We start from the raw sequence: 22,612 nt of genomic DNA on the forward strand, positions 1-22,612 counted from the left end.
TGCCAGCGCTCGCCGCAGGGCCGCCCGGGGCGCGGCCGGCGAGCGCTGGCACATGTTGCTCCGCCGGCTAGCGGCTCGTCCGGCGTGTGTAGACATCGAAAATCACCGCCGCCGCCAGCACGGCGCCGCGCACAATATACTGGTACGAGATGCCCACGCCCATCAGGTTCATGCCATTGATCAGCGAGGTCATCACCAGCGCGCCAATGATCGAGCCGGTGACGCGGCCGACGCCGCCGGCCGCCGAGACGCCGCCCACATACGCCGCCGCGATTGCGTCGAGCTCGAACAGCGTGCCGGCAGTGGTCGAGGCCGAGGTCAGGCGCGCCGCGAACAGGATGCCCGAGAGCGCCGAGAGCAGGCCCATCGAGCCGAACACCACAAAGATGATCCGCCTCACGCTGATGCCGCTCAGCTCGGCCGCGTCGGGGTTGCCGCCCACCGCGTAGATATGCCGGCCCAGCACCGTCTGCGTGCTGATAAAGTGGTAGATGCCCACCACTACCAGCATGATCACTACCGTCCACGAGAGCCCCTGGTAGTTCGCCAGGATCCAGGTGATCAGGGCGATCAGCAGCGAGATGAACACCAGCTGCAGCGTGAAGATATCGAACGGGATCACTTCAAAATGGTAGGCCAGCTGCTTGCGGCGGGTGTTGACCGCGTTGAATATATACAGCACGATCCCAACAATGCCCAGCAGCAGCGTCAGCTTGTGCACGCCCTCAAGCACGCCGATATTCGGGATATCGGGGATGAAGCCGTTGCCCAGCGCGTTGAAGGCCTGGTCTTTAATAATGATCGTACCGGTGCCTTCGGTCACCTGCTGCAGGAAGCCGCGGTAGATCAGCCAGCCCGCCAGCGAGGCCACGAACGAAGGGATGCCCAGCTGCGCCACCGGGAAGGCGGTGATCAGGCCGGCCACCAGGCCTAGCAGCAGCACCATCGGCACCACGAGGTACACCGACATGCCCCAGCGGCTCAGGGCGATCGCCGCGACCGCGCCGAGGAAGCCGGCCAGGAAGCCGACCGAGAGGTCGATCTGGCGGATCACGATCACCATCGTCATGCCCACCGCCAGCACCGCGATGTAGCCAGTCTGGTTCAGCAGGTTGCTCAGGTTGCGCGACGAGATAAACGAGCGCTGCGGGGTGAGAACCGTAAAGATCCCCATGATCACGAACAGCGCGATGAACATGCCATACTCGCGGATGTTCTTGCGCAACACCCGCTGCAGATTCTGGAGGAATGAACCGGACTGCGGCACATTCCGCACCGTGTCAACAGACATCGTTGTGCTCCTCGGTTACAGGACATACGCGGTCGCCCGCGTGAGCTCGGATTGCCTGGCCACTGCAGGCAGAAAAATGCCGGCGGCGAACGCCCGATCAGTTGGTTGCCAGGTGCATAATCTTTTCCTGAGTCGCCTCGGCGATCGGCAGCTCGCCGGTGATCCGGCCGGCCGATACGATATACACGCGATCGCTCATGCCCAGGATCTCTGGCAGCTCGGACGAGATCATGATGATGCTCATGCCCTGCTCGACCAGCCGGTTCATAATGGTGTAGATCTCATACTTCGCGCCCACATCGATGCCGCGCGTCGGCTCATCCAGGATCAGCACGTCGGGCTTGACGAACAGCCACTTACCCAGGCAGACTTTCTGCTGATTGCCGCCGCTCAGGTTGCCAACCCGCTGCTCGACGCTGGGGGTTTTGATGTTGAGCGAGGTTTTGTACTCGTTCGAGATCTTGATCTCGGCGTTGGCGTCGATCACGCTGCGATTCGAGATCGCGCGCAGGTTCGCAAGCGTGATATTCTCTTTGACATCCTGGATCAAGATCAGGCCGTTGCCCTTGCGATCTTCGGTGACGTAGGCCATCCCCGCGCGGATCGCGTCCTGCGGCCCGTGGAAGCTGCGCCGCTGGCCTTTCAGCAGCAGCTCGCCGCTGATCTGGTAGCTCACCGGGTTGCCGAACATGCTCAGCGCCAGCTCGGTGCGCCCCGAGCCCATCAGGCCGGCAAAGCCGACAATCTCGCCGCGCCGAACGGTGAAGTTCACGTCGCGCAGCACGGTGCGGCCGAGCGCCGGGTTGTAGGCGTTCCAGCCCTTGGCCTCGAGCACCACCTCGCCGAACTGCTTGTTGGCGCGCTGCGGGTAGATGTTATCGATCTCGCGGCCGACCATATGCTTGATCAGCACAGTCTCCGACACCTCGCCCTTGTGCGCGTCGAGGGTGCAGATCGTCTGCCCATCGCGCAGCACCGTCACCGAGTCGGCGATCGCGATCACTTCCTTCAGCTTGTGCGAGATCATAATGCAGGTGACGCCCTGGTCGCGCAGGCCGCGCAGCAGGTCGAGCAGGTTGGCGCTGTCGTCTTCGTTCAGGGCCGCAGTCGGCTCGTCGAGGATCAGCAGCTTGATGTCGCGGCTCAGCGCCTTGGCGATCTCGACCAGCTGCTGCTTGCCAATGCCAAGCTCGCGGATCTTGGCGGCGGGGTTGACGCTGAGGCGCACCTTGGCCAGCATCTCGCTGGAGCGGCGGATCGTCTCGTTCCAGTCGATCCGCGGACCCTTGCGGATCTCGTTGCCAAGGAAAATATTTTCGTAGACGGTCAGCTCGGGGATCAGCGCCAGCTCCTGGTAGATGATTGCAATGCCGGCGTGCTCGCTGTCGCGGATGCCGCGGAAGTGCTGCACCTCGCCGTTGAGCAGAATTTCGCCGCTGTAGGTGCCGTCGGGGTAGACGCCACTGAGCACCTTCATCAAAGTCGATTTGCCGGCGCCGTTTTCACCAACCAGGCAGTGGATCTCGCCCTGCGCGACGCGGAAGCTCACGTTGTTCAGGGCTTTCACGCCGGGGAATTCCTTGGTGATGCCGCGCATCTCCAGGATCGGGGTATTCATTGCGAAACTCGCTTTTTCTGTTTCGATCCTGCCGTCGTCGGTCAGGCCCGGCAGGGATCCGGTGGCCGGCCCTCCAGCATGCTCTGGGCCAGAATATTATCGTCGCTTTTGGGGAACTCAGCAAACTGGCCGCGCGCTTTCCGCCACACCGGCGAGCGAGGCCGCTCGGCACCGTGGTACGCCCGCGTGCGAGCGTACCACGGCACTCGATGTTTCACCCGCTCCCGCCAAGGGGGCGGGCGAGAGGAAAGCGGATGATGCTGCGCCTACAGGCCGGTGTAGTCGCTGACCTTGTAGTAGCCCGAGTCGAACAGCGCGGCCTTGACATTGGCCTTGTCGACCGAGATCACCGGCGACTGGATGGCCGGCACGTCGACCTTGCCGTTGTTGTAGCTGCCCTTCGAGTTCGGCGCCTTGCCGCCCAGCAGCGCCACCGCCGCGTTGATCGCGTCACCCACCAGCGTGCGCACGTCCTTGAACACCGTCATCGACTGCTTGCCGTCGATGATGTACTGCACCGATGCCGGCGCCGCGTCCTGGCCCGTGATCACGAAGCTCTTCACGTCCTTGTCGCCCGCAAAGGTATCGCCAATCGCGCGCGCCGTGTCGTCGTTCGGCGCCAGGATGAACACGTTGCCCTTGTCCGCCGCCGACGTCGCCGTCAGGTTCGACTCCGCCAGCGTCTTGGCCTTGTCCGGCGCCCAGTCCGTCGTCACCTGCCCGATGATCTTCGCCTCTTCGTCTCGCGTCAGCTCGGCCTTGCCCTGCAGCGCCACCGCCTCCGACGAGTTCTTGATCACGAACGTCCCATCGGCGACCTTCGGCTGCAGCACGCCCCACGCGCCCTGGAAGAAGATGAACGCGTTGTTGTCCGAGGCCGCGCCCGCGTACAGGTACAGCGGGTTGCCCTTGGTGCTGCCGGCTTTGTCCACCAGGTACTGCGCCTGCTGCGCGCCCACCGCGACGCTGTCAAACGTCACGTAGTAGTCCACCGCGTCGGTGTCGCGGATCAGGCGGTCGTACGAGATCACCTTCACGCCCGCCGCGCGCGCCTCGGCCGCGGTCGACGCCGCCGCCGTGCCGTCCACCGGCGTGATGATCAGCACCTTGATGCCCTTGGTCAGCAGCGACTCGACATTCGCCTTCTCTTTGGCCGAGTCTTTCTCGCTGAACAGGATCTCAACCTGGTAGCCGGCCTTGTCCAGCGCCTCTTTGAACCGCGCCTCGTCCTGCGTCCAGCGCGTCTCGTCCTTCGTCGGCAGCACAATGCCTACGGCGATCGCGGTGCCACCGGAGGTAGCGGCGGTTGGGGCGGCGCCGCCCGAGGCGGCGGTTGGGGCGGCCGCGCCGCCTGAGGCGGTAGTCGCGGCAGGAGTCTGAGGAGCGGCGCCACCGCACGCGGCGAGCAGCAGGCTCGCAAACGTGAGCAGCGCGAGGAGCGCGAGAAGTTTGCTTCGCATGGATTCTGTCCCCCTAACTAACAGTGTTACCGAGGATCAACAGATCGTCCCTTCGATACGAGCGAGGTGGATGAATTGGCCGGAACCTCCTTTCCAGCGCCGCCCGGCTGCGTTGGCGGCATGCGGCACATCAGGCCGATGCTCGGATGCTGAAGCGCCGCGCGTATTGCCGACACCAGGCGGTCATTCGTTCGCTAGAGAAGTTAAAAACGCGTAATGTCAGGGTTAGCTTTAGTCTAAAACGAACGGCGATATTTCTCAACCCTTAACGCCCCTTAATAGATCAAAGGACATCCCCTAGTCGCGTTAGGGGTTTTCCCCTATAGCCGAGCGGGGAGCGGTTGAGCGACGCGCCTCCACATAGAAGAAGGCCAGGCCACCACCAACGCCGTACGCTCATGCCCCAGGGCCAACCATCACCCGTATCCGCGCCACGAGGCATGCGCCACCGGCGTAGCGGCCGAGACAGCATTCTTTTACGGGGTCTGGGGCGCAAGCCCCAGCGCGGGAGTGCAGAGGGCGGGCGGCCACCCTCTGCCGCGGGGCACGGGGGCGCGCAGCCCTCGAGAGGGAGAAGGCGCGCACGATGCGCGCCCTACGGGAAAGGCCGTGCCAGTGGCAGCGTCAGACGCTCATGCCTCGTGGTGTGGACGGGAAAGGCCGTGCCAGTAGCAACGTCAGACGCGCATGCCTCGTGGGGCGGACGGGAAAGGCCGTGCCAGTAGCAACGTCAGACGCGCATGCCTCGTGGGGCGGACGGGAAAGGCCATGCCAGTAGCAACGTCAGACGCGCATGCCTCGTGGGGCGGACGGGAAAGGCCGTGCCAGTAGCAACGTCAGACGCGCATGCCTCGTGGGGCGGACGGGAAAGGCCGTGCCAGTAGCAACGTCAGACGCGCATGCCTCGTGGGGCGGAGTGCCGTAGCGCCGCTGGGCTGTGCTGCGGCGCCACGGCCGGTGTACACGCGGCAGCATTCTTTTACGGGGTCTGGGGCAAAGCCCCAGCGGGGGAGTGCAGAGGGCGGGCGGCCGCCCTCTGCCGCGGGGCACGGGGGCGCGCAGCCCCCGAAAGTACCTCGCGGGGCACGGGGGCACGCACCCCTCGAAAGCACCTCGCGTAGCCCCCAAAAGCACCTCGCGGCAGCCTCCCGCGCGAGCCGGGCCGCGCGCCCGGCCGGTACGGTATAATAGAAGGAGCTGGTTACCTCCGGCGTCCTGAGGTTGGAGCGGAGCGCCAACATCCGAGCGCCATACAAGATCAAGAACTGGTATGTCACATAGCGAAATAGTCAAGCGCGTGCGCGTCTACCTGAACGAGCGCGACATGGCCGAGGGCCAGCCGCTGTACCAGGCGGCGCTCGACCAGCTGAGCCGCGCGGGCGCAACCGGCGCCACAGCGCTGCGCGGCGTGGCGGGGTTTGGCGCCGGGCAGCGCCTGCGCGCCACCGGCGCGGGCGACACAGCCACCGCGCCGATCGTGATCGAGTGGATCGACCGCGCCGACCGGGTCGGGCGCATTCTGCCGCAGCTCGACGAGCTGCTGCGCGACGCGCTGATTACGATCGAGGATGTGCGCGTATACCGCGCGGTGCTGCGCTCGAGCGGCCCGTTCGGCGATCGCACCGTCGGCCAGATGATGCGCGCCCAGCCGGCGGCCGGCCACCCCACAATGCCAGCGCGCGCCGCCGCCGAGCTGATGCTCGCGCGCGAGCAGCCGCTGCTGCCGGTGCTCGACGAGCGCGGCGCGCTGGTGGGCACGCTCGGCGCGGCCGACCTGGCGCTGCGCGGCGGGCTGGCGCTGCCGCTTGGCCTGCTGCCGGCGCTCAGCGCCGCCGAGCGCCAGGCGCTGCTCGACCAGATGCCGGCGCGCACGCTGGCCGAGGTTATGGCCAGCGACCCGCGCACGGTGTACGCCGATCTGCCGGCGGCGCAGGCGCTCAGCCCGATGGTCGAGTGGGGCCTCGACACGCTGCCGGTGCTCGACCACGATGGCCGGCTTGTGGGGCTGTTTGGCCTCGAGCAGGCGCTGCGCGCGGTGGTGCGCCGGCCCGAGGCGGCGAGCGCGGCGGTGCGCGATGCCGAGCCGCCCACGCCGGTGGGCCTGGTGATGCAGCGCTCGGTCGCGAGCCTGCCGGCCGCCGCGCCGCTGGCGGCGGTGCTGGCGCTGCTGAACAGCAGCGCCGATCGCTTCGTGGTGGTGCTCGAAGATGGCAAGCCGCTCGGCACGATCGCCGACGCGCTCCTGGCGCGGCGCCTGGCCGAGCCGGCGCGATCGGCCTGGCTCGACGCGCTGCGCGCGCCGGATCTGCCGCTCGGCGCGCTGCCCGACGCGCCCGGCGCCGCCGCGCTGCTGGCCGATCGCACGATGCCCCGCATCGGCCAGCAGGCGCCGATCGACGAGGCGATCGGGCTCATGCTGGAGGGCAACCACGAGCGCCTGCTGGTGCTCGACGACGAGCGGCTGGTGGGTGTGCTGACGCGCCCCGGCCTGCTGCGTGCGCTGGCCCAGTCGCTCGGCTAGCCCCCTCGCCGGGCGGCCATACGTACTGCCGGTACGTATTCGGAATACGTAATTTCCACGATCCGCCGCGCGGGCGAGTGCGCTACAGTACAGGCAGCACATCTGGCTGCTGAAATACTGCAAGGAGCACTCGCATGGCCGATCTTCAGTCCGACCTCCAGGCGCTCGGCGCGATCCGCGATTCGCTTGACGCCTCGAACCCGCTGGCAGGCATGAGCTGGTGGATTGAGGCCGAGGTACTGGCCAGTGTGGCCGACTACTGGATGCTCAACGCCAGCGACACGAATGTCACCGTCGTCTGCCAGCAGATTGTGGCGCAGGCATCGCAAAACTTCCAGGCCAAGCTCAACCCAATCGACGCGGCGGGTATCTGGTTCGACGACTATGGCTGGTGGGGCATTGCGTTTGCCAAGCTGGCGATGTACGGCGCCGGCCCGCTCAAGGGCCTGGTGAACGTCGACGCCCTGACCGGCCTGGCGCGCCAGTGCGCAAACCTGAATGCGCGCGGCGCGGATACCTGGCGCATCGCCACCCCGCAGCAGCGAAGCAAGTGGGCTAGCCGCGCGCCAGTGGTCAGCATTCCCACGCCGGCCGAAGCATTCCCCGGACTGTGGAACGCGACATTCGATATGCTCGAAGAGGTGATTAAAAAGAATTGGGACGCGAGCCTGGCGGCGATCCAGAACACGGTGACCAATGGCAACTACCTGCTGCTGTGCATGTACATGGCCCAGATCGACCGCACCAATGCCGCCGAGTGGCAGCGCCGCGCCGGCTTGGGAATGCAGTGGTTCAAGCAGTGGATCGACCGCTACGACCCGAACAACCCCGACCCCTCGTACCAGCGCTACCTTGGCGATGTGCTGGTGCAGGGCGACGCGCTGATCCGCGAGCGCGTGCCGTCGATGCCCAGCTTTAGCCCGAATGGCTTCTGGGCCGGCGACCAGGGCATCTGGCTGGGCGTGATGGCCGAGCTGTGGTCGTGGGGCGGCGCGCCGTTCAGCCGCGAGCTGCTGATCGCATACATGAACAACCTGCTGGCGGGCTTTCCGATGCAGCCAAACGGCTACCAGCCAGTCTACTGGCAGAACTTCCAGGGCGGCGACAACGACACCACCGACTATAATACCGGCGGCGAGGTGCTGATACGCCACATGCTCGAGACGCTGCTGCTGATGCAGCAGCTGGCCTCGTTCGACCCCGACGCGCGCGCGATGGTAGACACTCTGCTGGCGAGCCCGCCGCTGGCGCACGTGCAGAAGTGGGCCGCAAACTTCCCATGGCCGCCCACATCCGGCACCGAGTTCTCGCAGGCGGGCGCGTACCTGGCGGTGCGCGCCGCCGCGCAGGTGCTGGCGCCGATCCCGGCCTAGCGCCAATACCTTTCAAGCACGGTGAGCAGAGGACGTTTGCCACAAAGACACAAAGTCTCAAGGGCGCGGCCGCATAGTCTTTGCGTCTTTGTAGCTATTTGACGGGACTTATACGCTGTTCGCTTGATCACGTATCGATTGTGTTGCACGACGTGGCGAGCCACGTCGTGCAACACAAAGGATATTAGGGGCGGCTTCGCCGCCCCCAAACCCCCACCAACGTGTCAGTAGAGCGCTCGCCCGCACTGCTGCACTCCAGGGCCATGCAGGAGGAGCACGCACCCTCCGCCTTTGGCTATAGCGTTTGCGCGCGCCTGAGCAAAACGGCGGGCAGCGAGCAATCGCTCGCCGCCCGCCGCAGCCAACCAACCGCGCCAGCTGCGCTACGCCCGTAGCTCGGCGCCCAGCGTCACCGGGCGAGCCAGCGCGTCGGCCAGCGACTGGCCTTGTTTGAACACAAACGTCGGCACGCGCAGCTCGGCCAGGCGCGCCTGGATGGTGTAGGTATTGCGCCAGCCGCCGAACGACTGCGGGTCGATCAGCACCACCACCGCGCGCACGCCGCGATACACCAGCTGCTGCAAGCTGGCGGCCCAGCGCTCGTCGAGCGAGCAGGTGATGATTACCAGCGTGCAGTTGCGGCCGAAGCGCGTGGCCTCGGCCGCCAGCACCTCGGCCAGCGGCTGTGCGCCGTGCGCGCGCAGCACCGACAACGCCTCGAGCATCTTAAACAGCTGGCGCGACTCGCGCTCGGCCGGGATGACCTCGCGGTGCTGGCCCCACGACACCAGCCCGACGGTGCGGTTCAGCTCGAGCATATGCCGGGCGATCGAGGCTGCCGCCAGCACGCCATACTCCTCGGTCGACTCGGCCACGCGCAGCTCGCGGCCGCCGCGCGCGCTCTGATCGGCGAGCGCGCTGGCGAGCTGCTGCTGGATGCGCTCTTGCATATCGAGCACCAGGTACACTTCGGCGGTCGGGTCGAGCTCGAACTCCTTGACCATCAGCTGGCCGCTGCGCGCGGTGCTGCGCCAGTGGATGCGGTTGAAGCTATCGCCGGGCTGGTACTCGCGGATCGACGCGACATTCGGCGTCACGTGGTATGTTCGGCTCTTCACATCCTGGCCGCCGGGCAGCTCGGCGCTGGGCAGCGCAAACCCCGGCAGCGCGGCGGTTTTCGGGTACACCAGCACCTCGCTCGTGCCTTCGACCTTGCGCTCCAGGCGAAAGATCCCGAACGGGTCGCCGCTGATCAGCGTAGCCGGGCCGAGCGTAAACTTGCCGCGGATGGTGCAGGGCGTGCGCGAAACCCAGCGCCGCCGGTCGTTGGCCGGCAGGTAGGTGACGAAGCCATTGCCGTGCTGCGGCATGGTCGAATAGTCTTGCAGCTCAAGCCAGAGCTTGGGGAATGGCCACAGGTTGCGGATGGTGATCCGCTCGCGCGCCTGGTCGCCCACCTGCGAGCGCTGCGTGAAGGTTTCGCGCTGCACCTGCAGGCCACGCAGGTTCAGCCAGGCCCACACATACGAGAGCGCCAGCAGGGCCAGCAGCAGGTAGAACAGGTGAAAGAACAGCCGGATGCCGGTGCCCTGCGCGGCCAGAAAGCTCAGCCCCGCCAGCGCGAGAACACCCAGCGGTCGTGCCCAAACATGTCTCATTCCAAGCTCGCTTTATCAGGCATGGTAGGAATTACGCAGTTAGCGTCATCAACCTTCGGCAAAGCGGTACTTTCCTTTTGGACGTGTCCCTTTTCCGCGCTCCGCGCAAAAAAGGAACACACGATGATCATGCTGCCGCAGGCGAAATGCACCGCTTCGAGAAACCGAACAACGTATGCCGCATGAGGCGTGAATCCTACCACATCCGGTGGGAGCGGCGCAAGGCGCGCTTACTGGGCGCGGTGATCGAACTCGTGAAAGGTAAAGCGCTTGTAGAATGCGACCGTCGCGTCGGCGGTGGCGGCGATGCACTGCTCGAAGCGCCCGCTGCTGGTGCGCACCTGGCCGATCGCGGCGCGGAAGGCGCGGATGGCCTCGGCCAGGGCCGCCTCGGCCAGCGCGCGCGCGTCGCCGTAAGGTGCCAGCAGCGTCAGCGCATTCTGCTTGCCCTCGGCCAGCTCCTTGTCGGCGCTGTTGAGGTCGTTCGCCAGGCGGATGACGCGGGCCTCGGCGCGCAGCGCCGCGCTGATTGTGGGCAGCTGCGCCAGCGCCGAGGCATCGTTCAGCACGATCAGCAGCGTCCAGGCATCCTGCATGGCGCCGATGCTCAGGTGAGCGTAGGCAAGGTACGCCTCGAGCGATTCGCGCGGCGCCGGGTCGCGCTCGGCCTCCATGCCGGCCAGCAGATCATCGAGCGAGCACGCCCAGGTATCGGCCAGCGCCGGCCACAGCGGCAGCTGCGCCAGCGCGGCGCGCACCTCGGCCAGCAGCGCGGCAAGGTCGTCGCCGGGCGGCGCCGCCGCGCCGCGCGCCACCGCCCGCAGCGTGGCATAGCGCGCGCGCAGCTCGGGCAGCGGCACCGACCAGTCGTCGCTCAAGTCGTCGACGCCGAAGATCCACACGAGGTAGCGCGCCGCAGCGAGCGGCGGATCCTCGCTGCGCCAGCTCGGCATGCGCGTGTAGGTGGTCAGCGCGATGCCAGGCAGGCGCTTTGCGCGCACAAACGCATAGCGCTGCGCCAGCGGCGCAAGCTCGGCCACGATCGCGTCAAGCTCGGCCGCGCGTGTGTCGTCTGTCATGTGTTTGCTCACCCCCCACTACCCCGCTAGCCCACCAGATTCGGATCGACAATATACTGCCACCAGTTATTGCTGACGCCAAAGGTTTCGCCGGGCACATGCGGCAGGTGCTTAAGCCACCACAGGTGGTGCAGGCGCATGTCGCCGCCGCCCCATTCGGCGCAGTCGACGGTGCGGGCGGGGCCGGAGAGATCGGGGAAGCTGTACCAGGCGTCGCAGAAGCTCTGCACTGGCCGGCGATTACCCCAATCGTAATCGCGCACGCTGTTGGGCGCGAAATGCACATTGCCGCACTGCGACAGGCCGGGCGAGGTCTGGTCGTAGCGCGTGAAGCGATCCCAGAGGTTCTGCTCGGGCGGGTGGCGCGCGAACACCCGGCTCATGATCGACTCGGCGCGATGGCCGAAGTTCTCGAGCATGCAGTCGACATCGCGCTCGTAGTTGAAGCCCATGATCACAAAGCGGCCGCGGCAGTGCCCGGTGTTCAGCAGTGGCGGCGAGTTGCACCAGAACGCCCCGTGGCCAGCCATGGTCGACTCGTAGTCGCCCGAGTAGGGGAAGCCAAAGAACCATGCTTCGTCGAACTCGTCGCGGTCGTAGCGCTCGATCAGGTCGAACGCTTGCAGCCGCGCGGCGTAGTCGAGGCCGTCGGGCTCGTGCATGCGCCGCGCGCGCCACAGGCGCAGGTAGCTCTCGCCGGTATAGCTGAAGCCGTCGATCTTCGGCGGAAACCAGTCGGCCACAATTCGCTCGACGATCTGGTACTGCAGGTAGCCATGGCTTGCCTCGGCCAGGTCGGCGATATACAGGCGCGCCAGGCGATCGGGGTCGTTCCAGCTAAAGATCTCGGTCAGCCGCCGGCCGCCCTGAATGTCGACTGGCGGGTTATGAATAACTTGCAGCACGCGCGGCCGTATCGGTTCGCCGGTGTAGGGTGCCGCCGGGGCACGCGCCGGCCCAAAGCGGGCCTTGCCGGCGCCAAAGAGTCGGTTGAACATAGTGCCACCTCGCCAGAATTTCAAGCCGCATCCACTTCCACTTCCACATCCGCACCAGGCGTGCTGCGCTGCCCTGGCGAGCCGAACTTCAGGCCACACGCCGCCTGCTGTTTACCGCGTTATTGTGTAACAAAATCGCGCAGCGCGCAACAGCGCTGGCAAGAAGAACGCCGCCAGCCGGGGTATAATACGCGTGCTACCCTCTCTGGAATCGCGCGGCTTGCGCTGGCCAGCATACCAGGCGCGCACAAGCCTTTTGGTTGCGGCCGAAACGCCGCGCAGGACACCTATGAACCTAGAGCTTTCCCCACGCCAGCAGCGGATGATCGACCTGGCCGCCGAGCTGGCCGCGCGCTTCGCGCCGCGCGTCGACGCCGACGACCGTGCCGGGCGCTTTCCGAGCGAGAACTACGCCGAGCTGCACCAGTCCGGCTACCTGCGCCTGATCATCCCGGCCGAGCTGGGCGGCGCGGGCGCCAGCCTGTACGAGACGGTGCTGATCCAGGAGCGGCTGGCGCAGGGCGACGGCGCGACGGCAATGGCCGTGAACATGACCATGCACCTGATCGGGCGCCAGCGCGAGACGCGCGCCTGGCCGGCGGCGATCTTCGAGGCGATCTGCCGCGATATCGCCGATCACGGCGCGCTGATCAACGGCGCCGCCTCCGAGCCCGAGCTTGGCAGCCCCTCGCGCGGCGGCATGCCCGCCACCACAGCCGCGCCGGCCGACGGCGGCTGGCTGGTGAGCGGCCGCAAGCAGTTCGTGAGCATGGCCCCCGTGCTGCGCTACTTCGTCACCAGCGTGGCGCTGCCGGCGAGCGCAGAATGGCCGCAGGGCGCCAGCGCCAATGCGATCGTGCGCGCGCCGGCCGACGGGCTGCGGCTGGAAGACACCTGGGGCGACGCGCTCGGCCTGCGCACCAGCGGCAGCTACGACGTTTTCTACGATCAGGTGTTCGTGCCCGATGCATGGCTGGTCGATCGGCATGCGCCAGGGCAGGCGCCTGCGGCCGGGCCGCCTACGGCGAGCGCGTGGTTCGCGCTGACCATGGCCGCAGTGTACCTGGGCATTGGCCAGGCCGCGATCGACGCGGTGTGCCGCTACGCGCACGAGCGTGTGCCCAGCGCGCTCGGCCGGCCGATCGCCACGCTGCCGGCCATCCAGCGCCGCGTCGGCGAGGGCCAGGCCCCGCTGGGCGCGGCGCGCGCGGCGCTGTACACCACCGCCCACGACTGGGCCGCGCGCCCCGAGCTGCGCGAAGGCATGCTGCCGCGCATCGCGCTGGCCAAATACCTGTGCACCAACGCCGCCGTCGCCGCCACCGACCAAGCGCTGCGCATCGCGGGCGGCTTCGGGCTCACGCGCACGCTGCCGCTCGAGCGCCTGCACCGCGACGCGCGCGCCGGCCTGACGCACCCGCCCAACGACGACGCCGCGCTCGAGCAGATCGGCCGCGCGGCGCTTGAGCAATGGCGCTAGCTACGCGGCGAATGGCGTGACCTGATCGAGAAACACGCCGGCGACGCGATCCCAATCGTAGCGCGCGACATGCGCCTGGCCGAACTGGCCATACTCGGCGCGCAGCCGGGCGTCGGCCAGCAGCTCGGCCAGCGCGCCGGCCAGTGCGGCGTGATCGCCCGGCGGCACCAGAATGCCGGCCTGGCGCTGCGGTAGCACCTCGGGCATCGCGGCGGCGCTGGTTGCCACCACCGGCAACCCACAGGCCATCGCCTCGAGAAACACAATCCCAAAGCCTTCCTGCACGCTCGGCAGGCAGAACACATCGGCGCGGCGGTACAGCCGCGCCAGGTCGTCGTCGGGCAGCGCGCCGGTGAAGCGCACCGCGTCGTCAAGCCGAAGCTCGGCCGCCAGCGCACGCAGCGGCGCGTGCTCGGGGCCATCGCCGGCGACGATCGCGTGGGCGCGGGGCAGCGCGCGCCGCACGATCGGCAGCGCGCGCAGCAGGTCGGCGATGTGCTTGCGCGGGTACTGTCGCGCGACGCACAGGATCGTCGCGCCGTCGCCGCCGTAGGGCTCGCGCTCGGTCAGGCCGCGCCAGCGCGCAAGGTCGATCCCCTCGGGCACCAGCCGAACGCGCGCCGGGGCCACACCGTAGTGCCGCTCGATCGCGCGGCGGCAGTAGTCGCTGGTGGTGAGCACCGCGTCGGCGGCGCGCGCGTTCGCGCCCTCGAGCCGCGAGAGCAGCTCGAACAGCGCGCGCACCCGCCCGCCCTCGTGCTGCATCTCCTCGGCGATCACGCCCTTGATGCTGGCCAGGTACGGCGCGCCGCGCCGCGCGCGCGACCAGATCCAGCCGTCGATGTCGAAGCCGACTACGAGGTCGTAGCGTAGTGTCTGTAGCAGCGCCGGCAGGTACAGGTTAAACAGCAGCCGGCGCGCGGTGAGGTTGGCCGGCCACGCCGTCGGCGGAGCCAGGCGCGCCACGGCGTGGCCGCGCGCGATCAGCGCCTGGCGCAGACCGCCAATCCCGGCGGCGGTGCCGCTGCCCTCGGCGATCGTCTGGATCCACGAGTCGATGAATGCGATGCGCATACTGCTTCTTTCGTTCGATAACACGGCTTCAAAGCACTCGGCATTCTGGCCTCGGAGTGCGGCGCGAGTCTTGCTTGTGCAGCACGCGGGCACGTGAGCGCCAGGTCGCGCCAGGCGTCTATTATATAGGCCATGCGCCACATAGCTGCTGTGCACGCTTTTCTGCGCTGCCCCTGAAAAATCGCACACAGCGAAAAGGCCGGGCAGCGCTCGGCCAAACTGCATCCATCCTTAAGAAGAAAGAGCTTTTCGATGCACTACCGTTCTATATTCATTATGCTAGCTTGCCTGCTGACGCTCGCAGCCTGCGGCGGCGAGTCGGCTACTACGCCAACCGCGCCGGCGCAGCCCAGCGCCACAGCCGCGCCAACTGCGCAGCCCACCGCCGTAGCTGCGCCAACTGCGCAGCCCACGGCCCAGCCCACCGCCGCTGCCGCGCCAACCGCGCCCGCCGCCAGCGCGCCAACCGCGCAGCCAGCAGCGCCTGGCACCATCGCGCTTGAGCTGGTGACGAGCGACCTGCGGCAGCCGGTGTACGCGACCCACGCCGGCGACAACAGCGGGCGGCTGTTTGTCGTCGAGAAAGCCGGCACGATCGCAATCGTGAAAGATCGCCAGCGCGCCGCCCAGCCGTTCCTCGACATCACGCCGCTGGTGAACTCAGGCGGCAGCGAGCAGGGCCTGCTCGGCCTGGCGTTCGACCCGAGCTACGCCCAGAGCGGCCGCTTCTTCGTCTACTACACCGCGAAAAACGGCGACAACACCCTGGCGCGCTACCAGGTGAGCGCCAACCCCGACGCGGCCGACCCGAACAGCGGCACAGTGCTGTTCGCCCAGCCCGACCCGGCGCCGAACCACAACGGCGGCATGCTTGCGTTCGGCCCCGACGGCTACCTCTACGTCGGCCTGGGCGATGGCGGCAGCGGCGGAGACCCGTGGGGCAACGCTCAGAACCGCAACACGCTGCTGGGCAAGCTGCTGCGGCTCGACGTAGCCGGCGGCGACCCGTACTCCATCCCGCGCGACAACCCGTTCGCCCAGGCGAGCGACGCGCGCGGCGAAATATGGGCCTACGGGCTGCGCAACCCCTGGCGCTTCTCGTTCGACCGCGCCAGCGGCGATTTGTTTATCGCCGACGTGGGCCAGAACCAGTACGAGGAGATCAACGTGCAGCCGGCCGGCGCGCAAGGCGGCCAGAACTACGGCTGGAACGTTCGCGAGGGCCTGCACTGCTTCCGCGCCGACCCGTGCGCAAGCGACGGCATGGTCGGCCCGGTGGCCGAGTACAGCCACGCCGAGGGCTGCTCGATCACCGGCGGCTATGTGTACCGCGGCGCGGCGCTGCCGGATCTGGTCGGCACGTATGTGTACGGCGACTACTGCAGCGGCACGGTGTGGGCGCTCAGGCGCGACGCCGAGGGCGCCTGGAGGCAGCAGAAGCTGCTGAGCAGTGGCGCGAGCATCAGCTCGTTCGCCGAAGACCAGGCCGGCGATCTGTACCTGATCGACCTAGGCAAGGGGCTGTACCGGTTTGCGACGGGGAAGTAGAAAGCTACTCTGCGCGCTTCTCGGCCACCAGCACCTGCCACAGGCTGCCTTCCTCGAACGGCACCGCCGGCATTGTCGCGTCGCCGAATACCGCCAGCGGGCGCAGCCCGGCGCCCTCGAGCAGCGCGGACAGCTCGGGGTAGCCGTACAGCCGGATGCGGTCGCCGGGGTAGCGCGCGTCGATGCCCTGGGCGGGCAGCACGAAGCGGTAGCCGATATGCAGCGTGGCCTCGCGCGGCTCGAAGTGCGCGTCGCGCAGCAGGTAGCCGCCGGCCAGGTGGTGCCAGCCGCCGCGAAAGCCCTCGAGGTAGCGCGCGATCTGGTAGGGGTTGAGGCACTGCACCAGCAGCCTGCCGCCGTCCACAAGCGCCGCCGCAGCGCGCTCGACCGTCGCGCGGTTGGTGGCGTCGTCGAAGAAGCCGAGGCTGCTGTTCATCACCAGCGCGGCGTCGAACTCCTGCTGGTAGCTCAGCGCGCGCATGTCGGCCTGGGCGAAGCGCGCGCGCACCGCTTGCTCGTAGGCGCGGCGCGTGGCATAGGCCACCAGCGTGGCGCTGCTGTCGACGCCCTCGACCGAGTAGCCGCGCCGGGCCAGCTCGAGCGCGTGGCGCCCGCCGCCGCAGGCCACGTCGAGGATGGCGGCGTCGGCGGAGAGGCCTAGCGCCGTCTCGATGAAATCGACCTCGCTGTGCGTCAGGTCGTCGGCGTAGCTGCGGTACTGCTCGAACTCGTAGATCTGAAACAGCGCCTCCCAGTCGACGCGGCCATCGGCCAGGATCAGCGTGGGCAGGTCGGGCATGCGGGTTCCCTTGCTAGGCTGGGCGGCAGGCCACTCGCGCCGCCATCAGCTCACCAGGTCGTCGAGCACCTCGCGCAGCGCGGCGGCGTCGATATCTTTCTTATCGAGGAACGCCACCGCGCCGGCCGCCAGCCCCAGCCGGTGAAACTCGCGGTCGGGGTAGGCACTGATCAGGATCACGCGGGTGTTCGGCGCGAGCGCCTTGATCTGGCGGGCAGTGTCGATGCCGTGCTCGTCGCCCAGCACCACGTCGATAAACGCCAGGCGCGGGCGCGTGTCGGCCACCAGCCGCAGCGCGGTGCTGGTGTTCTCGGCCTCGTAGATCGCGGCCTGCGGGCAGGTCTTCGCCACCATACGGCGCATCTGCGTGCGGTAGCGCAGGTTGTCGTCGACGATCAGGATCGCCAGGTGCTGCGGCCTGGCCGCCTCGACCCTGCCAGTCGAGACGCCAACCGGCAGCTCGGCGTAGCCCAGCACGTCGGGGTGCTGCATGAGGTAGTTTACGGCCTCGAGGCGGCTCTGCACATTGATCTGGCGGTACAGCCGCGTCAGATGGTTCTCGACAGTTTTCACGCTCAGGCCGGTGCGCCGCGCAATCGCGTGGTTGTCGAGGCCATCCTTCAGGCAGCGCAGAATATCGCGCTGGCGCGCGGTCAGCGCCAGCGTGGTGGCGGCCTCGCGGTAGCGCACAAGCTTCTCGACCAGCGGGCTGCAGACCCAGCGCTCGCCGGCCAGGACGCGCTGCACCGCCAGCCGCAGGTCGCTCAGCGGCTGATCTTTCAGGTGGTAGCCGTTGACCCCTGCGCCCAGCAAGCCCTGCACATACACATCGTCGTCGTACGCGCTGACCACCAGGATCTTGAGCGACGGGTAGTCGCCGTGGATCTGGCGGATCGTGCCGATCGGCTCGAAGTGTGGCATTGTCACGTCGGTGACGAGCACGTCGGGGTGGGTGCGGCGCAGCAGCTCGAACAGCGCCTGGCCGTCGCCAACCTCGCCGACAATCTCGATATTCGGCAGCTCGCGCAGCGCATTTGCGATGCCGGCCCGCACGATCGCGTGGTCGTCGGCCAGCACCAGCCGCACAGTCGTGGCGCTCATAGGTGTGCTTTCGTGTGTGTCCATAGTAGTATTGAGGAAGGCGCTCAACATACGATTATCGCCGTCGCCTTCGTCTCCCATACGCGGTACGATAGTCGTGTCAGCCACCACCCACCCCGTATCGAGACACTCCTAATGCTACTCGATTTTCGCGCCCTGTTCAACTGGCTCCGCGCCGCTCTCCGGCCGCAGCCGGCCGGCTCACCCCTCCCTCCCGATGTCGCCTGTCTGCTCGCCCAGCCGCGTGTATATTACACGAGCTACGCGGTGGAGGGTTCGGGGGCGGCCGCCCCGATTTTCTTTAGGAGCTACGCACTTGCGCTATTCGGCTTCCTCAAACGACGAGATTGAGCCTGCGGCAGCGCGGAGCAAGGCGGCTGTCACGACGATCAGCGGGAGTTGCGCGGCACCATACACCACATGAAAGACATAGTGTCGTAGAGATTGCTCCGGGTAGAATGGCAGGAAAGGGAATGGTAGAACGCTCAGGCCACCCCCAATCAGACTTACCAGCCCCCACCCGAGCAGCATCCAGAGCGTGAGGCGCTGGCCAGGAAATCGCCACCAGGCCAGCCAGAGCACAAGGTACACCAGCGTCGGCAGGCCCGTCTCCGGGCTGAGCAGCGACTGGCCGGGCAGATCGGCGATATTGTGGATGAAGAAGCCGAGCCAGGCCAGGGCGGTGGCCGCAGCAACCCACCATGATCCTGGCCGAGCGATGCTCTTTGTCATCAATTGCCTACCTCTAGCTGCAGACCCGCCGCTACGGACGGGCCGACTGAATCGCCAGACCGCTCTCGGCCCCAAAAAAAAGTCCTGGCCGGTAAATCGCAATTGACCGTTCGCAGCATGGCAGCTGGCACAGGTGCGGGCGAAGCACTCGCCATCGGCTACCAGCTGCGGAGTGATCGTAGCCGTCAGCTGCGGCACCGGGTTGGGCCGTATCGCATTGAGCTTACCATAGCCCACCAGCGCCAGGGTGGCCGCAGCGCCGAAGAGCGCCCCGAGCAAGGCCACAGAGAGACCGCCAGCGAGCTTGACCCAGCGCCGGCGCGCGGAACGCCCGCAGCGCCAGGAAGGCGCCGAGCACGGCAAGCGCGCTGATGCCTATCAGGCCAGGGTAGTCGATCGGGTGCTCCTTGCACCGGGGTCGCGCAAGATCGCCCCAACGACCTGCGCGGGTCGGCCGGAACGGCAGGGAGTGCGTTCATCTTCGGCGCTACGTGGATCACCTCAGCGTTGCGGCCCAGAATCCTTGCACGGCCCGAGCGGTCGCCTCCGGCTGCTCCAGAGGCACCAGGTACGCCGCATCGGGCACGATTGCGAGCTGCCCCTCGGGCACCAGGGCGATTGCGGCGCGCGCCTGCTCCGGCGTGAAACCTGTGTGCCCAGCACCAGTCACGAACAGAGTCGGCACCTGGATGTTGGACAATAGGCTGGTAAGATCCTCGCGCCCCAGCGAGATCGACACAACCGCGTTGCGCAGCCGGCGGCGATCCGCACTGCCGATCTGAGAGCGAACGTAGTCGGCCGCAGCGGGGTTGCGCTCGCGTGTCGCAGGCGAGAGCAGCGCCTCGGCGACTGCATTCCGGATGAACCCGACCGAGCCGAGCAGCCGGTAGATGCCGAGCAGAAGCCGCGTCTCACGCGCCTCGGCTGGCGTATAGGCCGCGACGGGCGCGCCGATGGCGATCAGGCTGCGCAGCCGATCGGGATGCGCGGCGGCGAGGGTGATGCCAACATGACCGCCCCACGCATTGCCCACCCAATCCACCCGCTCCGTCACCCCCAGCGCGTTGAGCACGTCGAGAGCAGCCTCGGCGCACGCGCGCATGCTGTATGGCTGCCCCGAGTCGCCGCTCAGGCCGTGGCCTGGGCCATCAATCAAGATCAGCCGCCGATCCGCGCTGAGGTATGGCCCGACATGGTGCCAGCTTGCGCTGTCGACGAACAGGCTATGCCAGAGCACCGCCGGCGGGCCGGAGCCGGCCTGGCGCACGTGCAGCGGCCCGACGCGCGTAGCGATCACGGTGTCGTTGGTTTGTGCTGCCTGCTCGGCAGCGAGCACGGCGGTGTGCTCGGCCAGGTGCTGCGCCGGGGTATGGAACAGCCCCTCGATCGTGTAGAAGCCGTGGCCGTAGAAGTTCGCCCCGAGATCCCACTCGCCGTCGGCAACCGTGTCAAGGCTGGCGAGAACGGCGGCCATAGCGGCATCGTAGCGGCGCACCAACGATACGCGGGTGACGCCGCGGGCGTTCCAGCGGTTCATCCAGTAACTCGCCGGGTCGGCAAACCAGGCCGGATAGTTGAACATCCCGCGGCCCTGGCGCGCACTCGCCACCTCGGCCGGCAGCTGCTCCAGTGCCCAGGTCAGATGTACCATCACCTCGCACACCGTCCACGCGCTGCCTGGACACAGCTGCTGCCAGCGCGTGTCGGGGAGAGCCTCTACCAGCGTGCGGAGCTGGTCATTCGTCGCTGTGAGCTCGACGCGCAGGGCTGCCCGATCGACTGCCCGTGGTGCTGACGCCGCCTTCGCTGTGATCGCGGTCATCACGCCTCCTCCTTCCTGAATAGATGGATATCGCGAGATCGGCGCCGCCGTAGGTGCGCCAGATCATCGAGCGCTGGGTTCGCTGCATGTGACCGCCATGATCAGCGCCTGAACGGCTGCGGCATACGCGGGCACCTCGACAGCGGGGTCAAGCGCCTTTTGTAGCTCAAACCCGTAGTAGAGCGAGAGCAGAATACGCCCGAACGCCTGCGGATCGAGGGCAGGATCAAGCTGCCCGCCAGCCTGGGCGCGGCGGATGATCTCCGTCAGGGCGGCGAGGTAGTGCGCCATCACGCGCTGGAGCGTCTCGCGCAGCGGCGGGTTGACCAGCGCCTCGCCCCAGCTCTGCACATTCACGCGGCCCGCGCCAAGCTCGGCGGCGCCTTCGAGGCCGCGGAAGAAGAAGGTGATCAGCTCGCGCAGCGCCTTGAGCGGGTCGTCGCTCGCCGTGGCGGCGGCGAACAGATCCAGGCTGCGCTGGTAATCGAACTCGAAGCTGGCCTGGATGATGGCATCCTTGCTCGGGAAGTAGTGATAGACCGCGCCGGGGCTGAGCTGGGCTTCCTCGTAAATATCGCGCATGGATGCCTGGTGAAAGCCCTTGCGCGCAAAGCAGCGGTACGCCGCGTCGATGATCTGCTGGCGGCGCGCGGCGCTATGGGCCTCGGATACTTTCGGCATAGGGCGTCTCACAAATAAATCGAACAACCGATCTTTTTTATTCTAGCGTATAACCAGGCTCGAGTCAAGCGCTTATGGCGTTGCTGAGCGCAACCGGTGCGCCTGGCGGCAGCCTCAAGCCTGAATGCGGCTCGCATAGCCGTCGAAGAGGATGCGCAGCTCATCACGTAGCTCATCGGGGCTGATGCGCCTGTCGAGCAGCGCTGCGCAGAGCGATCGGTTTATCGACCGGCCACACCGCTGCACCTCCTGATCGCTTGCCACTGGAAGTTGCCGCTGTAAGTTGACCTTGAATGCCTGCTCCGTGCCTGTGAGCAACGTCTCGATCACCTCCCAGAACGATTCGGCCCCCAGCTCCAGCGCAGCGTGAAGAGCAGGCCGGCAAAATCCGACGTGGCTCACGATCAGATCAATGCCTTCCTTGATACACTGCTGCGGGTCTGCCTCTGCCAGGTGCTCGAACTGAGCGTGGAAGTCCTGGCACCTCTTGCCGCATCGAGAGCCGCCGGGCGCGCTCGCGCTCGATCAATGGCGCAACCGCGCATCAGAACCTCGGTATCGCGACGCGCCTGAATAGGCTCGCCTTGCGGGAGATGAAAACACAAGGCATGAAGCTGGCGGTTGTCGGCACCGGAGGCGACGCTGGGCACGCACCTGCCAGAGCCGCCTATGAAAAGGTTGGATACACGGCGCTGCCATTGGTGCGCTACTACAAAGCCCTAACCGACGACGCATGAAGGCGAGCTGTCCGTCCTCGGGAAGCCGTAGCGGCGCGATTCTATCGCGCCGGTGCTTGGTGCGCAACACAGGCGCCGTACCGTGGCGCATCACCATCCTCGGAAAGCCGTAGCGGCGCGATGCTCTCGCGCCGGTGCAAGGGTAAAGGGTGCGCGTAGCAAAAACGGCGCACCCACACCATACCAAATTACAAACGTATGCACCAGGAAACACTGGCTGCTGCCTCACCACCCGGCCGCCCCAGTAAAATCACCTCTCGCTAGGTACCGTTGTTCCGCACAACCCCAACCTCGCGCGCTGCCTCACCTGCCGCCCGCGCCAGTTCCTTGATGCGCTCTTCGTGCGCGCGCAGCAGCAGCAACAGCTGCCCGATCACCTGCTCGACCGACAGCTCCTCGCGTTTCCAGCGCGCTATCAGCTCTTCCAGCGAATAGTGGCTCATTCTTTTCCTCCTGCATGGCCGGTGTACGGGACGGGAAGCCAGCCAACCCGCCCCGTACGGACAGAAGGCACACCGGGACTTCCACGGCCCATCCAGCGTGGCATGCGTTGTAGCCGCAGCCGCAACGCACGCCAACGAACAGCGGCCCCCCGCAAACAAGGCGAAGGAGCCGCTGCCGCCACGCAGTGTGGTACAAT

At 67.1% G+C, this 22,612-nt stretch carries 18 protein-coding genes; 4 read left to right on the plus strand and 14 right to left on the minus strand.

Annotation, left to right across the window (positions count from 1 at the left end):
• Positions 1-67 precede the first annotated feature (67 nt).
• From U0177_RS17420 to U0177_RS17430, 3 genes are all read right to left on the minus strand, one after another.
• A complete protein-coding gene (locus tag U0177_RS17420; protein WP_409571931.1) occupies positions 68-1,291 on the minus strand; it encodes a sugar ABC transporter permease in 1,224 nt (407 codons plus the stop codon).
• Between the two features lie 97 nt (positions 1,292-1,388).
• Positions 1,389-2,909, minus strand: coding sequence for an ATP-binding cassette domain-containing protein (locus tag U0177_RS17425; RefSeq protein WP_409571932.1), 1,521 nt, complete (start codon positions 2,907-2,909; stop codon positions 1,389-1,391).
• Positions 2,910-3,175: 266 nt separating this feature from the next.
• Positions 3,176-4,369 (minus strand): sugar ABC transporter substrate-binding protein, encoded by a 1,194-nt coding sequence (locus U0177_RS17430; RefSeq protein WP_409571933.1) that lies wholly within the window; start codon positions 4,367-4,369, stop codon positions 3,176-3,178.
• A 1,270-nt stretch (positions 4,370-5,639) separates the two neighbouring features.
• Here U0177_RS17430 and U0177_RS17435 point away from each other — a divergent pair.
• Both U0177_RS17435 and U0177_RS17440 read left to right on the plus strand, forming a co-directional pair.
• Entirely contained in the window at positions 5,640-6,890 is a 1,251-nt protein-coding gene (locus tag U0177_RS17435) for a DUF190 domain-containing protein (RefSeq protein ID WP_409571934.1), read from the plus strand.
• 134 nt (positions 6,891-7,024) lie between these two features.
• Positions 7,025-8,263 carry a hypothetical protein gene (locus U0177_RS17440; protein WP_409571935.1) on the plus strand — a complete coding sequence of 413 codons (1,239 nt, stop codon included), beginning with the start codon at positions 7,025-7,027 and terminating at the stop codon, positions 8,261-8,263.
• Between the two features lie 383 nt (positions 8,264-8,646).
• Here U0177_RS17440 and U0177_RS17445 read toward each other — a convergent pair whose 3' ends face one another.
• The 3 genes from U0177_RS17445 to U0177_RS17455 all read right to left on the minus strand — a co-directional run bounded on the left by U0177_RS17445 (position 8,647) and on the right by U0177_RS17455 (position 11,998).
• Positions 8,647-9,921 carry a DUF58 domain-containing protein gene (locus tag U0177_RS17445; RefSeq protein WP_409571936.1) on the minus strand — a complete coding sequence of 425 codons (1,275 nt, stop codon included), beginning with the start codon at positions 9,919-9,921 and terminating at the stop codon, positions 8,647-8,649.
• Positions 9,922-10,151: 230 nt separating this feature from the next.
• A complete protein-coding gene (locus U0177_RS17450) occupies positions 10,152-11,000 on the minus strand; it encodes a terpene synthase family protein (protein ID WP_409571937.1) in 849 nt (282 codons plus the stop codon).
• A gap of 26 nt (positions 11,001-11,026) precedes the next feature.
• Positions 11,027-11,998, minus strand: a complete 972-nt coding sequence (locus U0177_RS17455; protein ID WP_409571938.1) for a hypothetical protein — start codon at positions 11,996-11,998, stop codon at positions 11,027-11,029.
• A 289-nt stretch (positions 11,999-12,287) separates the two neighbouring features.
• On the opposite strand from U0177_RS17455, the gene U0177_RS17460 reads away from it, so the two are divergent.
• Positions 12,288-13,478, plus strand: coding sequence for an acyl-CoA dehydrogenase family protein (locus tag U0177_RS17460; RefSeq protein ID WP_409571939.1), 1,191 nt, complete (start codon positions 12,288-12,290; stop codon positions 13,476-13,478).
• On the opposite strand, the gene U0177_RS17465 is transcribed toward U0177_RS17460, so the two are convergent.
• The gene (locus U0177_RS17465) at positions 13,479-14,552 is read right to left on the minus strand and encodes a glycosyltransferase family 4 protein (RefSeq protein ID WP_409571940.1); all 1,074 of its coding nucleotides are present in this window, start codon (positions 14,550-14,552) and stop codon (positions 13,479-13,481) included.
• A gap of 252 nt (positions 14,553-14,804) precedes the next feature.
• Between U0177_RS17465 and U0177_RS17470 the strand changes: the two genes are divergently transcribed.
• Positions 14,805-16,100 (plus strand): PQQ-dependent sugar dehydrogenase, encoded by a 1,296-nt coding sequence (locus U0177_RS17470; RefSeq protein WP_409571941.1) that lies wholly within the window; start codon positions 14,805-14,807, stop codon positions 16,098-16,100.
• Positions 16,101-16,104: 4 nt separating this feature from the next.
• Here the strand turns inward: U0177_RS17470 and U0177_RS17475 are convergent, their stop codons facing one another.
• From U0177_RS17475 to U0177_RS17505, 7 genes are all read right to left on the minus strand, one after another.
• The gene (locus U0177_RS17475; RefSeq protein ID WP_409571942.1) at positions 16,105-16,899 is read right to left on the minus strand and encodes a class I SAM-dependent methyltransferase; all 795 of its coding nucleotides are present in this window, start codon (positions 16,897-16,899) and stop codon (positions 16,105-16,107) included.
• 45 nt (positions 16,900-16,944) lie between these two features.
• Positions 16,945-18,000 (minus strand): response regulator, encoded by a 1,056-nt coding sequence (locus U0177_RS17480; RefSeq protein WP_409571943.1) that lies wholly within the window; start codon positions 17,998-18,000, stop codon positions 16,945-16,947.
• Positions 18,001-18,321: 321 nt separating this feature from the next.
• Positions 18,322-18,732: a hypothetical protein gene (locus U0177_RS17485; RefSeq protein WP_409571944.1), complete on the minus strand. Its 411-nt coding sequence runs from the start codon at positions 18,730-18,732 to the stop codon at positions 18,322-18,324.
• 496 nt (positions 18,733-19,228) lie between these two features.
• Entirely contained in the window at positions 19,229-20,554 is a 1,326-nt protein-coding gene (locus U0177_RS17490) for an alpha/beta fold hydrolase (RefSeq protein ID WP_409571945.1), read from the minus strand.
• 63 nt (positions 20,555-20,617) lie between these two features.
• Positions 20,618-21,235, minus strand: coding sequence for a TetR/AcrR family transcriptional regulator (locus U0177_RS17495; RefSeq protein ID WP_409571946.1), 618 nt, complete (start codon positions 21,233-21,235; stop codon positions 20,618-20,620).
• Between the two features lie 114 nt (positions 21,236-21,349).
• Positions 21,350-21,637 (minus strand): hypothetical protein, encoded by a 288-nt coding sequence (locus tag U0177_RS17500; protein ID WP_409571947.1) that lies wholly within the window; start codon positions 21,635-21,637, stop codon positions 21,350-21,352.
• A gap of 595 nt (positions 21,638-22,232) precedes the next feature.
• Positions 22,233-22,415 (minus strand): hypothetical protein, encoded by a 183-nt coding sequence (locus tag U0177_RS17505; protein ID WP_409571948.1) that lies wholly within the window; start codon positions 22,413-22,415, stop codon positions 22,233-22,235.
• Positions 22,416-22,612: the final 197 nt, after the last annotated feature.

It is taken from the genome of Kouleothrix sp., from assembly GCF_046328425.1.
Classification (GTDB): Bacteria; Chloroflexota; Chloroflexia; order Chloroflexales; family Roseiflexaceae; genus Kouleothrix.